The 14190-nt window shown below is 70.4% G+C and carries 12 protein-coding genes; 3 read left to right on the top strand and 9 right to left on the bottom strand.

Annotated elements, in window-relative coordinates; translation table 11 throughout:
- The first annotated feature begins 16 nt into the window (after positions 1-16).
- Positions 17-808: a DedA family protein gene (locus H0H10_RS00700; RefSeq protein WP_188178805.1), complete on the top strand. Its 792-nt coding sequence runs from the start codon at positions 17-19 to the stop codon at positions 806-808.
- On the opposite strand, the gene H0H10_RS00695 is transcribed toward H0H10_RS00700, so the two are convergent.
- Genes H0H10_RS00695 through H0H10_RS00685 form a run of 3 tightly spaced genes read right to left on the bottom strand, consistent with a single transcriptional unit; the run spans position 726 to position 5252 of the window.
- On the bottom strand, positions 726-1538 hold the full coding sequence (locus tag H0H10_RS00695; protein WP_188178804.1) for an HAD family hydrolase: 813 nt from the start codon (positions 1536-1538) through the stop codon (positions 726-728). The two genes, H0H10_RS00700 and H0H10_RS00695, sit on opposite strands and share 83 nt — an antisense overlap.
- Positions 1538-4027, bottom strand: coding sequence for a phosphoribosyltransferase (locus tag H0H10_RS00690; RefSeq protein WP_188178831.1), 2490 nt, complete (start codon positions 4025-4027; stop codon positions 1538-1540). The genes H0H10_RS00695 and H0H10_RS00690 overlap by 1 nt, the downstream gene beginning before the upstream one ends.
- A 58-nt stretch (positions 4028-4085) precedes the next feature.
- On the bottom strand, positions 4086-5252 hold the full coding sequence (locus tag H0H10_RS00685) for an HpcH/HpaI aldolase/citrate lyase family protein (RefSeq protein WP_188178803.1): 1167 nt from the start codon (positions 5250-5252) through the stop codon (positions 4086-4088).
- Positions 5253-5461: 209 nt separating this feature from the next.
- Here H0H10_RS00685 and H0H10_RS00680 point away from each other — a divergent pair, with 209 nt between their 5' ends.
- Positions 5462-6430 carry a TerD family protein gene (locus tag H0H10_RS00680; protein ID WP_188178802.1) on the top strand — a complete coding sequence of 323 codons (969 nt, stop codon included), beginning with the start codon at positions 5462-5464 and terminating at the stop codon, positions 6428-6430.
- Between the two features lie 40 nt (positions 6431-6470).
- Here the strand turns inward: H0H10_RS00680 and H0H10_RS00675 are convergent, their stop codons facing one another.
- The 6 genes from H0H10_RS00675 to H0H10_RS00650 form a co-directional block, all read right to left on the bottom strand.
- Complete coding sequence (locus H0H10_RS00675; RefSeq protein ID WP_188178801.1) at positions 6471-7208, bottom strand: TerD family protein; 738 nt, start codon at positions 7206-7208, stop codon at positions 6471-6473.
- 221 nt (positions 7209-7429) lie between these two features.
- Positions 7430-8572 carry a DUF475 domain-containing protein gene (locus H0H10_RS00670; protein WP_188178800.1) on the bottom strand — a complete coding sequence of 381 codons (1143 nt, stop codon included), beginning with the start codon at positions 8570-8572 and terminating at the stop codon, positions 7430-7432.
- A 59-nt stretch (positions 8573-8631) separates the two neighbouring features.
- Positions 8632-9207: a TerD family protein gene (locus H0H10_RS00665; RefSeq protein WP_188178799.1), complete on the bottom strand. Its 576-nt coding sequence runs from the start codon at positions 9205-9207 to the stop codon at positions 8632-8634.
- Between the two features lie 96 nt (positions 9208-9303).
- Complete coding sequence (locus H0H10_RS00660; protein WP_159532298.1) at positions 9304-9879, bottom strand: calcium homeostasis/redox stress adaptation protein; 576 nt, start codon at positions 9877-9879, stop codon at positions 9304-9306.
- Between the two features lie 116 nt (positions 9880-9995).
- Positions 9996-10454 (bottom strand): peroxiredoxin, encoded by a 459-nt coding sequence (locus H0H10_RS00655; RefSeq protein WP_188178798.1) that lies wholly within the window; start codon positions 10452-10454, stop codon positions 9996-9998.
- Positions 10455-10580: 126 nt separating this feature from the next.
- Entirely contained in the window at positions 10581-11018 is a 438-nt protein-coding gene (locus tag H0H10_RS00650) for a DUF3052 domain-containing protein (RefSeq protein WP_188178797.1), read from the bottom strand.
- 377 nt (positions 11019-11395) lie between these two features.
- Between H0H10_RS00650 and aceE the strand changes: the two genes are divergently transcribed.
- On the top strand, positions 11396-14143 hold the full coding sequence (gene aceE / locus H0H10_RS00645; RefSeq protein ID WP_188178796.1) for a pyruvate dehydrogenase (acetyl-transferring), homodimeric type: 2748 nt from the start codon (positions 11396-11398) through the stop codon (positions 14141-14143).
- The last annotated feature ends 47 nt before the right edge of the window (positions 14144-14190 follow it).

The following is a 14190-nucleotide window of genomic DNA, read 5'->3' as shown; positions in this document are numbered from 1 at the left end:
TTCTAGCGTGGTCGGCATGACAGCCATCGCAGCGCAGACGGCCGCGGACAGCGGTGCCGCACCGCAGTGGATCAACGACCTGATGGACGCGCTCGGCGCGCCGGGAGCCGGCCTCGCCATCGCCCTGGAGAACCTCTTCCCTCCCCTGCCGAGCGAAGTGATCCTTCCGCTCGCCGGGTTCGCGGCGAGCTCCGGCCGCATGGACCTGCTCGCCGCCCTGCTCTGGACGACGGCGGGCTCGGTGATCGGCGCCCTCGCCCTGTACGGGATCGGTGCGCTGCTCGGCCGCGACCGCACGGTGGCGATAGCGGGGCGGCTGCCGCTGGTGAAGGTGGCCGACATAGAGAAGACGGAGGCGTGGTTCCTGCGGCACGGCACCAAGGCGGTGTTCTTCGGCCGGATGATCCCGATCTTCCGCAGTCTGATCTCCGTGCCGGCGGGCGTCGAGCGGATGCGGCTGCCCGTGTTCCTCGGCCTGACCACGCTGGGCAGCGCGATCTGGAACACGGCGTTCGTGCTGGCGGGCTATGCCCTGGGTGACAACTGGTCCGAGGTGACGCGCATCGTCTCCGCGTACTCGAAGGTGGTCCTCGTGGGCGCCGTCCTGGCGGTGCTGGTGTTCATCGGCATGCGGCTGCTGCGGCCGGGGGCCGGGCACCGCCGGCGCCGCCGCCAGGGCATACAGCGGTCCGGTCCCGGGGACGCGCCCTCGGGACCGGCCGAGGTCACAGGGCCGGGCACGCCGCCTGCAGGAATTCCCGCAGGATCCGCTCCCCCGCCAGCACCCCGCGCTCGGGCAGGGCGGTGACGGTGGGGGCCGTCCAGCCGGAGTCGGCCAGCTCGCCGTGGCCGGGGCGCCAGCCCCGGTCCGCCGCGAGCAGCAGGTCGGCGTCGAGGAGGGAGTCGCCGGCGGCGACGGTGACGTCGGCGCCGGTGCGGCGGGCGATCTCGCGGACGGCCGCGCTCTTGGTGAGCGGTCCCGGCACGGCGTAGATCTTGCGGCCCTGGAGGGACACGGTCCAGCCGCGGTTCTCGGCCCAGACGGCGAGTTCCTTCACCCAGTCCTCGGGCAGCAGCTCCCGCTCGACGACGAGGTAGGCGAAGAGGTCCTCGGCGATCCGGTGCTTGCGCACCCACACCGGGTCGGCGGTGCGCAGCAGATGCTCCTGCACCTCGGCCAGCGGCGCGCACTCGTCGGCCAGCCGGGCCGTCACCCGCGCGTGCCAGGCGGGGTCGGAGACGCCGTCGACCAGCAGGTGGCCGCCGTTGGCGCAGATCGCGTACTTCGGCGGGGGACCCGGCAGGTTGATGCGCTGGTACTGCGTGCGGGTCCGGGTGGTGGTCGGCACGAAGACCGCCGTGTCGCCGAGGTCCGTCAGCAGCCGGGCGGCCGTCTCCGTCATGTAGGACAGGGGCTCGCTCTGGTAGACCTCCACGCACAGCAGCCGGGGTGCCCGCGGGTCGGGCATGGTCAGCCCCAGGGCGGCGGCGGAGTAGATGAGCGTGCGGTCGAGGTCGCTCGCGACGAGCACCGGCATCAGACCGTCACCGCCTTGCCGTCGGCGCCCGTCGCGCCCCGCGTGTACTTGGGGTGGATCAGCCCGACGCAGGTGTAGGGCAGGCCGGCGACCTCCTCCACGGGCACGCCCCGCTGGTCGGCCAGCAGGCGGACGTGGTCCAGGTCGCTGCCGGCCCCGGCCCGTGCCAGCACCTTCCACGGCACCCGGCGCAGCATCACGCGGGTGGTCTCGCCGACGCCGGGTTTGACGAGGTTGACGTCGTGGATGCCGTACTCCTCGCTGATGCGCTCGACGGCCGCCCAGCCCTCCCAGGTGGGGGTGCGGTCGGCGGCGAGGAGTTCCTTGGCCTGGGCGTCGGCCTGGTCCGCGACCTCGGGGAAGCGGGCGGAGACGGCGTCGAGGAAGGCCGGGGAGAGGTCGGAGGCGGCGAGTTCGCGGTAGAACTTCGCGCCGTGGAAGTCGTGCGGCCCGACCAGGTCGGCGCGGAGCACGGTGCGGGATATCAGGCCGGAGACGGTGGAGTTGAGGCAGGCGGAGGGGATGAGGAAGTCGTCGCGGGTGCCGTAGGTGCGGACGCAGGAGCCGGGGTCGGCCAGCACGGCGATCTCCGGGTCGAAGCCGGTGATGCCGTCGGAGACCTCGAAGTCGCGCAGTGCGGCGGCGAGTTCGCGGGTGATGGCGCCCTTGCCGGTCCAGCCGTCGACGAAGACGACGTCGGCCGGGTCGTGGTGGCCGGCCAGCCAGCGCAGCGCGTTGGCGTCGATGCCGCGGCCCCGGACGATCGACACGGCGTAGTGGGGGAGGTCGAGACCGTGCCGGAACTGTGCCCAGCGGCGCATCAGGATGCCGACGGGTGTGCCCGCGCGGGCGAGGGAGACCAGGACGGGGCGCGGCGACCGCTCGGCCAGCACGATCTCGGTGACGGCGCCGACGGCCCGCGCGAGCCGTGCCGCGGACGTCTCCAGCGCCGCGTGGAACAGCTCCTGGTACTGCTCGCTGGGCTGGTACTCCACGGGCAGGGACTCCGCGTAGTGGGCGCCGCCGCTCTGGATCGCCTCCTCGCGCTCCTCGGTCGGCGCCTCCAGCGTCACGTCCGAGAGGTCCTGGAGCAGCCAGCCGACCTCGTCGGGGGCGTAGGAGGAGAAGGCGGGGCCGCGCAGGGGCTCGGGCAGCATGGGGGGCCTTTCGGGGGCGGGCCGGGCTCCGGGGACGTAGGAGGGGACGACGGCGAGCAGGACGTGCGGCGTGTGGGCGGCGAGCCGGGCGAGCAGGCCGTCGGGCGCGTGCAGCGCGGGGGTGTCGGCGACCGAGTCGACGACGGCGACCACGGCGTCGAAGCCGGCGCCCGCCACGTTGTAGGCGTAGCGCTCGCCGGGGCCGTCGGCCGGGTCGTCGTGCGCGGGGAAGACCAGTCGGGTGCGTATCGCGTAGCCCGGGTCGTCGACGGCGAGGACGGGCGAGCGGGTGGTGGTGGAGTAGCGCACCTCGGCGTCGGCGGCCTGCTCCAGCGCGAGGGCCAGGCGCAGCGGGGCGTACATCAGTTCCTCGAAGCCGAGGACGAGGACGCGGCGGGCGCCGGCGGGCAGCGCTTCGGCGAGCCGTGCGGCCATGCCGGGCAGGGCGGCCTCCAGCCCGGCCCGGTGTCCGGGGGTGAATCCGTGCCGTCCGCCGTCGGGGACTCCGGCGGGCCAGCGCAGGTCGACGCGGGTGGCCAAGGCGGGCGAGGAGGGCACTCCGGCCCCGGAGGCGCCCTCACGCGCGGGTGCGGCGGCCGCCGCCTCGTGCCGGGCGACCAGTTCCTGCCCCTTCTCCAGGACGCCCTCGGGCAGGCGGACCGTGCCCGCGGCGGCCGTCACCAGGTCCACGCGGGCGCCGATCTCCCGCGCGAAGTCCTGGAGCCGCCCGGCGTCGGCGGGCGAGCGCATGTCCACCAGGGCGACGACGACATACCGCTTGCGGGGGTAGCGCTCGTGCAGGGCCCGGACGGTGTTGAGCACGGTGTTGCCGGTGGAGAACTCGTCGTCGACCAGGACCAGCGGCCCGTCGCCGGCCAGCAGTGCCGGGTCCTCGGGCAGCAGGAGGTGCGAGGTCGCGTGCGAATGGGACTCCTCGAAGCCGCCGGCCTGGGCGACGCCGGTGACCGGGCGGCGCGTGGAGTGCAGGTACGGGGCGGCACCGAGGCCGTCGGCGACCGAGTGGCCGAGGCCGGTGGCGGTCTCCGCGTAGCCGAGGACGACCGCGGTGCCGGCCGCTTCGGCGCCGAGCAGGTCGCGCACGCGGCGGCCGAGGGCGAAGCCGTGGCCGTACACCACGGACGGCGACTGCGGGACGTGCTTGCCGAGCACGTTGGAGACGAGCAGGTGGGCCCGCTTGGGGTTGCGGCGCAGGGCGAGGCCCAGCAGGCCGGTCAGCCGGTCGTCGCCGACCAGCTCGACGCCGAGCCGCTCCGCGACCCAGCTGCCGGACCAGACCCCGGCCGGGCCCTCGGCGTGCGCGCCCTCGACCATGTGTTCGTGCCTCCCGTTGTGCGCGGCGTCCTCTGCGGCGTTCATGTGTTCCTTGTGTTCAGTCCGGCAGCCCGGCGGCGAGCAGTTCCACGAAGCCGATGTCCTCGTTCGCCACTCCGAAGACCTCGGCGCGCAGCAGGGTGCGCTCGGCCCAGGCGCGGTGGGGCTTCACCTCGTTCATCTTGTTCGTGTACGCCGACCTCAGTACACCCCCGCCGTTGCGCTCGGGCCGCAGGATGTCCTGGGCGTCGCTGAACTCCTCGTGGCTGACCACCGACAGGGCGTGCACGGGGAGGACGTGCGAGGGATGGATGCAGGTCTTGCCGAGCAGGCCGTTGGCGTGGTCCAGGGAGATCTCCCGCAGCAGGCCGTCCATGGCGTGTTCGATCAGCTTCTGACGCAGTTCCACGGCCTGCACCTCCAGGAAGGGGCTCTGCCGCAGTTGCGGTTTGAACATCCTCTCCTGGATCCGGAAGTACTCCCACACCGGCCCGGTCACCGTGAATCCGGTGCCGTCGGCCCGCCCGAGCATGTTCACGACGTCGGCGATGACGGAGGCGACGATCTGGACGTCGTACGCCGTCATGTCGGGGGCCCGGCGCAGCCCGTAGGAGGAGCAGAAATCCGTCACGCCGAGGCGCAGCGCGAGGACCCGGTCGCGGTACTTGTCGACGGCGCGGAAGATGCCCTCCAGCGTCTGCACGCGGGTCTCCCGGTAGAGCAGTTCCGGTGACTCCAGCACCGGCATGGCGAACAGGCGCCGGCCGCTCGCCGTCTCGGCGCGCGAGAGCGCCTCCAGGAAGGGCGTGCCGCGTTCCTCGGTGAACTTCGGCAGTACGAATCCGGACAGCAGCCGCACGGCGGGGCCGAGACGCCTTACGAGGTCGGGTATCTGCCCGGGTGTACGGACCCGGACGAAGAGCAGCGGGAGGTCCGCCTCGGGGCGTTCCGCGAGGTCCGTGAGGTGGCGGACGAGGTTCTCCTCGCCGGCGGGCACGTCGGCGTCGTCGATCGAGTCCTCCAGGCACAGCACCATCGAGACCACTCCGCGCGAGGCCTGCTTGAGGATGTCGTCGGCGAGGCTCGGCCGGGTGGCCGGGCTGTAGAGCGTGGCTCCCAGGGCGGCGGACAGCAGCCGGGCCGGGGACTCGGCCGTGAAGGTGCAGGGCTCCCGGTGGAAGAGACGCTTCCGCACCTCAGGGGCGATGTGCCCGAAATGACGCATAAATACTCCCCCGTGGTGTCTGGGCGACCTGTGCATTGTCCGAAGGTGGCCGGTAATAGTACGTAGGGATCCATGTCGGAGGTTCCCACCGGGCATGAATTTCCGGTAACCCGGCCGTGTAGGCGGCGCGACACGAGGACAGGCGAAAGGCCCAGGGCAACCCGCCCCCGCGTTGTCGTGACCAGGACCGAGAGGGCAGGATGTCCGGCATGACGCACGCGATGCTGAAGGGGTCCAACGTCCCGCTGGAAGCCACCACGGTACGCGCCGTGCTGTGCTGGACACCCGGGCAGGGGGTTCCGGACGTCGACGCCTCCGCGCTTCTGCTCGGACCCGACGACCGCGTGCGTTCCGATGAGGACTTCGTCTTCTACAACCAGCCCCGGCACCCTTCCGGGAAGGTCTGGCGGCTCGGCAAGAAGCGGATCACCGAGGGCCTGACCGACACGATCCAGACAGACCTCTCCGGGGTCGAGTCCTCGGTCGGCCGGATCCTGCTGGTGGCGTCGGCCGACGGGGTCGCCTTCGACCGGGTCCGCGCGCTGCGCATCGAGCTGTACGACGCGGCGGCCGCCGACGGGGAGCCGCTGGCGTACTTCGACGTCAAGCCGGAGACCGGCCAGGAGACGGCGCTGATCTGCGGCGAGCTGTACCGGCGCGGGAAGGGCTGGAAGTTCCGGGCACTGGGCGAGGGCTATTCGAACGGGCTGAACGGCCTGGCCACCGACTTCGGTATCTCGGTGGACGAGTCCGAGACGGCGGACGACCACACGGGAAGCCCCCAGCCGCCCGCGACGGGCCCCTCGTCCGACCGGCCCGCGGCGGCGCAGCCCGCGCCCGCTCCCGCTCCCGCCCCGGCCACCGCCTCCCAGACCACGGCCGTCCAGCCGGTCGCCGCCCCCGCCGGGCCCGAGGTCTCGCGCCCGCTGCCGCCCGAGCAGCCGGCCGGGATCCCGGCCCAGCCCGCGTACGGCTATCCGCAGCAGCCCCCGACGACGCCACCGGCCTACGGCTATCCGCAGCCGGCCGGCCGCCCCGGGTACGGCTACCCCCAGGCACCGGCCGCCTCCGGCGGCACGGGCGCGCAGTCCGGCTACGGCTATCCGCCGCCGGCCACCGTGATCCCCGACCCGGACTTCCGGCTGCCGCCGCAGGGGCCGCAGTTCATCGGGCGCTAGGAAGACGGCCGGGTCCGCCGGGCGGGCGCCCGGCGGGGCGTCACCGCTCGGCCTTGGTCTTGTACCCCCGGCCCCACTGCAGACCCCAGCCGTACAGCCGGTCCAGCTCTCCCTGAAAGCCGTACACGAACTTCACCTCGCGGCGGACGACGATCTCGCCCTTGACGTTCTCGATCATCACCACCGCGCAGGACCGGGCCTGCGGCTGGCGCTCGTCCAGGCTGATCTCGATGCGGGGGCCGTTGCTCGGGTAGAGCGTGACGACGGCCTGCGTACGGTCGAAGGCGGGCGTCTGGTCATAGATGTAGGCGAAGACCAGCAGGCGTTTGATGGCGTCCCGGTTGTCGAGGTTGACGTAGATCGTCTCACCGGAGGCCGAGCCGAACCGGTCGTCGCCGCTGAGCTTGACGTACGGCGGGCCGTTGACGTCGCCGAAGTAGCCGCCGAGCGGCTGGACGACGCCCTTGGCACCGTCCTGGAGTTCGTACAGACAGCCCAGGTCCAGGTCGACGTTGACCATGCTCTGGCTGTGGCCGAGCACCTCGGGGGGCTTGAGCGCCTTGAAGGGGTGCCGCAGCAGGCTCTCCCGCTGCGAGCCGGTGATGTCCGAGGTGCGCATCCGCCAGGCCAGGTTGATGCGCAGATGGCCGGTGGCCGCGCCCTGTTTGGTCAGTGAGACCTGGCTGTGCCGTTTGGTCAGCTCGATGGCGTTGGTCGCCGCGCTGCCCGAGTCGAACTCGCTCTCGCGACCGCGCCACAGCCCGTCCAAGAAGCCCATTCCCGCCCCCACCTTCGCTGCAAGGAGCGCGGATCACCTCGACCCGCGCTCACCGAGGGCCGCGGACGCGCGCACGCACCCACGGCCCCGGACGCCGACGGGGCGGCCACGAGGAGTCGTCCTCGACGGCCGCCCCGCACAGAGCGTTCCTCACCCGGGACCGGTTCACACCGGCGGCGCCGGCACACCGGGAGCGAACCGAGCCCTGGGGAAGAGGGCTGTCACACCCCGGAGGAGACCTCCGACTTCTCGCTGTCGCCCGGTCCCCCGGCCGCCGCGAGCGCGCGGTTGCGGCGCACGGAGGACCAGAAGGAGGCGGCGATCAGGAGCACGCCGATGGAGCCGGTGATGAGCTCGTGGATCTCGTACTGGATGGTGACGAGCAGGAGGATCGCCAGGGCGCCGATCGCGTAGTGCGCGCCGTGCTCCAGGTAGACGTACTCGTCGAGGGTGCCCTGGCGGACCAGGTAGACGGTGAGCGACCGGACGTACATGGCGCCGATGCCGAGGCCGAGGGCCATCAGGACGATGTCGTTGGTGATGGCGAAGGCGCCGATCACGCCGTCGAAGGAGAAGGACGCGTCCAGGACCTCCAGGTAGAGGAACATGAAGAACGCGGCCTGGCCGGCCAGCTTGACGGCCGACTTGGGCTTGCCCTCGCGCACGGCCTTCTCCTCGGCCTCGTGCTCGCGCTCCTCCTCCTCTTCGAGCTTGTCCTCGAAGTAGCCGGAGAGACCGCCGACGATCATGTAGGTGATCAGGCCGGCGACACCGGAGAGCAGGACGGTCTCCGCCTTGTCGGCGTGCGTACCGCCATGCTGGTGGGCGTGGGCGCCGAAGGTCATCGAGGAGATGAGCAGCACGATCAGGGCGATGCAGACCGACAGCATGTCGATCTTGCCGAGCTTGGCCAGCGGCCGCTCCAGCCAGCCCAGCCACTTGATGTCCCGGTCCTCGAAGATGAAGTCGAGGAAGATCATAAGCAGGAACATGCCACCGAACGCGGCGATCGACGGGTGGGCGTCGGTCACCAGCTCCTGGTAGCGGTCCTTGTCGGTGAGCGCGAGGTCGACGGCCTCGATCGGACCGAGCTGAGCGCTGACCGCGACGATCACGACCGGGAAGACCAGCCGCATGCCGAAGACGGCGATCAGGATGCCGATGGTGAGGAAGATCTTCTGCCAGAAGGCATTCATCTTCTTCAGGATTCCGGCGTTGACCACCGCGTTGTCGAAGGACAGCGAGATCTCGAGGACGGAGAGGATCGCCACGATGCCGAAGGCGGTCCACCCCCCGTAGAAGACCGCCGCGACCAGGCCGAGCGCGGTGACCGCGAACGACCAGCCGAAGGTTTTCAGAACCACTGGCTACCCAATCCCTTGTGATACGGGGTGTACGGGTCTCCCCCGCGCCGTACCCGGCTTTACGAAACGTTGACTCCGAAGTCTAGAGCGATGCCTCGCAGCCCCGACGCGTACCCCTGTCCCACCGCCCGGAACTTCCACTCGCCCTGGTAGCGGTAGAGCTCGCCGAAGATCATCGCGGTCTCCGTGGAGGCGTCCTCGCTGAGGTCGTAACGGGCGAGTTCCTGGCCGTCGGCCTGGTTGACGACCCGGATGAAGGCGTTGCTGACCTGCCCGAACGTCTGCCCGCGCTCGTCGGCCATGTGGATGGAGACCGGAAAGACGATCTTGTCGCAGTGGGCCGGGACCTTGGAGAGGTCGACCAGCAGCGACTCGTCGTCGCCGTCGCCCTCACCGGTGAGGTTGTCACCGGTGTGCTCCACCGAGCCGTCCGGGCTCTTGAGCTGGTTGTAGAAGACGAACCAGTCGTCACCGAGCACCCGGCCGCCGCTGCACACCAGCGCGCTGGCGTCGAGGTCGAAGGGCGCTCCGGTCGTGGAGCGCGCGTCCCAGCCGAGCCCGACCATCACCTGAGTGAGGTTCGGTGCGGCCTTGGACAGGGAGACGTTTCCTCCCTTGGCAAGCGTGACGCCCATGTTGCTGGTCCCTCCCCGGGTGATGGTTCCTGGTGTTCCTGCGCGTCCGGCGCCGCACGTAAACCGTGCGGCGCCGGACTGTTCGAGGCTGTGGCCTCAGACGTTCACGCCGAAGTCCTGCGCGATGCCGCGCAGGCCCGAGGCGTAGCCCTGGCCGATGGCGCGGAACTTCCACTCCGCGCCGTGCCGGTAGAGCTCGCCGAAGACCATGGCGGTCTCCGTGGACGCGTCCTCGCTCAGGTCGTAGCGGGCGATCTCGGCGCCGCCCGCCTGGTTCACTACGCGGATGAACGCGTTGCGGACCTGGCCGAAGGACTGCTGGCGGTTCTCGGCGTCGTAGATCGAGACCGGGAAGACGATCTTCTCGACGTCGGCGGGGACGGTCGCGAGGTTGACCTTGATCTGCTCGTCGTCGCCCTCGCCCTCACCGGTGAGGTTGTCACCGGTGTGCTCCACCGAGCCGTCCGGGCTCTTCAGGTTGTTGAAGAAGATGAAGTGCTGGTCGCTGGCGACCTTGCCGGAGTTGTTCAGCAGCAGCGCGCTGGCGTCGAGGTCGAAGTCGGTGCCGGTCGTGGTGCGGACGTCCCACCCCAGACCGACGATGACCGCGGTCAGGCCCGGAGCCTCCTTGGTCAGCGATACGTTGCCGCCCTTGCTGAGGCTGACTCCCACGAGTCCTCCATTGGTGTCCAGGGGCGGGGAGCCCCGTAGTAGTGCGTTGGCTGTCGGATCAACGAGTCGATCCTAGTGACGGGTTCCCGCCGCCCGCAGGCCCTGGGGCCGAAGAATCACAGGGTGTCGAGCGCCTTCACGTACTCGTTCAGGTCACGGGCGTCGGGCAGGCCGTTGACGACGGTCCAGCGGACGACGCCCTCCCGGTCGATGATGAAGGTGCCGCGGACGGCGCAGCCCTTGTCCTCGTCGAAGACGCCGTAGGCGCGCGAGACGTTGCCGTGCGGCCAGAAGTCCGACAGCAGCGGGTACTCCAGGCCCTCCTGCTCGGCGAAGACGCGCAGGGTGTGGATGGAGTCGTTGGAGACCGCGAGCACCTGGGTGTCCCGGTCGGAGAACTGCGGCAGGTTGTCGCGCACCTCGCACAGCTCGCCGGTGCACACACCGGTGAAGGCGAACGGGTAGAAGAGCAGCACGACGTTCTTCTGGCCGTGGAAGTCGGACAGCTTCACGGTGGCGCCGTGGTTGTCCTTGAGCTCGAAGTCGGGGGCCTTGTCGCCGACCTGGATCGCCATGGTCCTGTTCGTCCCTTCGACGGGTGGTTCGCTGGGAACACCCTACGCAGGGATCACCACGGGTCCTCGGACGGGCCGGTCCAGGCCGGCCCGTCCGGTGTCCGGGGGCGAAGCCGCCCTGCGGGGCTACCGCTTGGACTTGGCGGCCTTGGGCGTCGCCAGCCGGCTGCCGCTCCAGTCCTTTCCGACGCTGACGCTCTTGGACGCCGTCAGCCCCGCCGTCGTCGCGGCTTCGGAGATGTCGCTGGGCTCGACGTAGCCCGAACGGCCGGTCTTCGGCGTGAGGAGCAGGATCGCGCCGCCCTCTTCGATGTACGTGGTGGCATCCACCAGCGCATCCGTCAGGTCGCCGTCGTCGTCACGGAACCAGAGCACGACGGCGTCGGCCACGTCCTCGTAGTCCTCGTCCACCAGCTCGCCCTCGACGGCACCTTCGATGGCCTCGCGAAGCTCCTGGTCGACGTCGTCGTCGTAGCCGATCTCCTGGACCACCTGCCCGGGCTGGAACCCCAGCCTGACGGCAGGGTTCGTCCGCTCCTCCGCGTGGTCCGCGGTCGCGCTCACGGGTTGCCTCCTGATCATGTCTTGGTGAATATCTCAGCCACGCGCGTGCGCGAAGCATTGGCCGTAGTCCACACGGGCGGGGCGGATCGCGCAAGTACCCGGCGACTGGGACCGCCGAAACGGTGACGATCCCGGCCGTGTCGCCGCAACTCCAGCCATGCCGTCCACACCGAAGGTGACGTACACCACACCCTTCTGCCCCGTTTGCGTATTTGGGAACCATGCATGGGTACGAGACTCGAATGAACTTGCCCCGGCCTCCCGGGAGGGGACCGGTTACCCCACGGTACAGATGACGTTTGCCCCCGCGAGGTAGACCATGGGGAGCGGCGCAGACAGTTCCGGCAAAAGTGGCCCTCCGACAGCGAAGGAACAGCGTGGCTTCCGCATCCGATCGCAATCCGATCATCATTGGCGGCCTTCCGAGTCAGGTTCCTGACTTCGACCCGGAGGAGACGCAGGAGTGGCTCGACTCCCTCGACGCCGCCGTCGACGAGCGGGGCCGGGAGCGGGCCCGCTATCTGATGCTGCGGCTGATCGAGCGGGCCCGCGAGCGGCGCGTGGCCGTGCCCGAGATGCGCAGCACGGACTACGTCAACACCATCCCGACCAAGAGCGAGCCGTTCTTCCCGGGCAACGAGGAGATCGAGCGGAAGATCCTCAACGCCACCCGCTGGAACGCCGCCGTGATGGTCTCGCGCGCGCAGCGGCCCGGTATCGGCGTCGGCGGCCACATCGCGACCTTCGCCTCGTCCGCCTCCCTGTACGACGTGGGCTTCAACCACTTCTTCCGCGGCAAGGACGAGGGCGACGGCGGTGACCAGGTCTTCTTCCAGGGCCACGCCTCGCCGGGCATCTACGCGCGCGCGTACCTGCTGGACCGGCTGAGCGAGCAGCACCTGGACGGGTTCCGGCAGGAGAAGTCGAAGGCGCCGTACGCCCTGTCCTCGTACCCGCACCCGCGGTCGATGCCGGGGTTCTGGGAGTTCCCGACGGTGTCGATGGGCCTCGGCCCGATCGCCGCGATCTACCAGGCGCGGATGAACCGCTACATGCACGCGCGCGGGATCGCCGACACGTCCCGGTCGCACGTGTGGGCGTTCCTCGGCGACGGCGAGATGGACGAACCGGAGTCGCTGGGCCAGCTGTCCATCGCCGCCCGGGAGGGCCTGGACAACCTGACCTTCGTCGTCAACTGCAACCTGCAGCGCCTGGACGGACCGGTGCGCGGCAACGGCAAGATCATCCAGGAGCTGGAGTCGATCTTCCGCGGCGCCGGCTGGAACGTGATCAAGCTGGTGTGGGACCGCACCTGGGACCCGCTGCTCGCGCAGGACCGGGACGGCGTGCTGGTCAACCGGATGAACACCACGCCGGACGGCCAGTTCCAGACGTACGCCACCGAGTCCGGCGCCTACATCCGCAGGCACTTCTTCGGCGACGACCACCGGCTGCGCGCGATGGTCGAGAACATGACCGACGACCAGATCCTGCACCTGGGCCGCGGCGGACACGACCACCGGAAGATCTACGCCGCGTACAAGGCGGCCGTCGAGCACAAGGGGCAGCCGACGGTCATCCTCGCCAAGACGGTCAAGGGCTGGACGCTCGGGCCGAACTTCGAGGGCCGCAACGCCACGCACCAGATGAAGAAGCTGACGGTCGACGACCTCAAGCGCTTCCGCGACCGGCTGCACCTGCCCATCTCCGACCGGGAGCTGGAGTCCGGCCCGCCGCCGTACTACCACCCGGGCCGGCAGACGGAGGAGATGCAGTACATGCACGACCGCCGCAAGAGCCTGGGCGGGTACGTCCCGACCCGGGTCGTGCGGTCGAAGCCGCTCGCCCTGCCGGACGACAAGGCGTACGCGACCGTGAAGAAGGGGTCGGGCCAGCAGTCCATCGCGACGACGATGGCCTTTGTGCGTCTGCTGAAGGACCTCATGCGGGACAAGGAGATCGGCAGGCGTTTCGTACTGATCGCGCCGGACGAGTACCGCACGTTCGGCATGGACTCCTTCTTCCCGAGCGCGAAGATCTACAACCCGCTCGGGCAGCAGTACGAGTCCGTCGACCGGGATCTGCTGCTCGCCTACAAGGAGGCGCCGAACGGGCAGATGCTGCACGACGGCATCTCGGAGGCCGGCTGCACAGCCTCGCTGATCGCGGCCGGCTCGGCGTACGCCACGCACGGCGAGCCGCTGATCCCGGTCTACGTCTTCTACTCGATGTTCGGTTTCCAGCGCACCGGCGACCAGTTCTGGCAGATGGCCGACCAGTTGGCGCGCGGTTTCGTGCTGGGTGCGACCGCCGGGCGCACGACGCTGACCGGTGAGGGGCTGCAGCACGCCGACGGCCACTCGCAGCTGCTCGCGTCGACCAACCCCGCGTGCGTGGCCTACGACCCGGCGTTCGGCTTCGAGATCGCGCACATCGTGAAGGACGGTCTGCGCCGGATGTACGGCGCGGACGAGGAGCACCCGCACGGCGAGGACGTCTTCTACTACCTCACCGTCTACAACGAGCCGATCCAGCACCCGGCCGAACCGGCGAACGTGGACGTCGAGGGCATCCTCAAGGGCATCCACCGCTTCAGCGAGGGCACCGGAGGCTCGATCCCGGCGCAGATCATGGCGTCCGGTGTCGCGGTCCCGTGGGCGGTGGAGGCGCAGCGGATGCTGGCCGAGGAGTGGAACGTGCGCGCCGACGTGTGGTCGGCGACCTCCTGGAACGAGCTGCGGCGCGATGCGGTGGCGTGCGAGGAGCACAACCTGCTGCACCCCGAGGAGGAGCAGCAGGTGCCGTACGTCACCCGCAAGCTGGCCGGTGCCCAGGGGCCGTTCGTGGCGGTGTCCGACTGGATGCGGTCGGTGCCGGACCAGATCGCGCGGTGGGTGCCGGGGTCGTACCAGTCGCTGGGTGCCGACGGCTTCGGCTTCGCGGACACGCGCGGCGCGGCCCGCCGCTTCTTCCACATCGACGCGCAGTCGATCGTGGTGGCGGTGCTGACCGAGCTGGCCCGGGAGGGCAAGGTCGACCGGTCGGTGCTGAAGCAGGCCGTCGACCGCTACCGGCTGCTCGACGTGACGGCGGCCGAGCCGGGGGTCGCGGGCGGCGAGGCGTAGGGCGCAGGGCGCACCGCGTACGCCGCGGTACGCGGTGCGCGCCCCGT

Origin of the sequence: Streptomyces griseicoloratus, from assembly GCF_014534645.1 — a bacterium.
Taxonomy (GTDB): domain Bacteria; phylum Actinomycetota; class Actinomycetes; order Streptomycetales; family Streptomycetaceae; genus Streptomyces; species Streptomyces griseicoloratus.
Note: the sequence above shows the minus strand (reverse complement) of the source record. Positions and strands in the feature narration are given on the sequence as shown.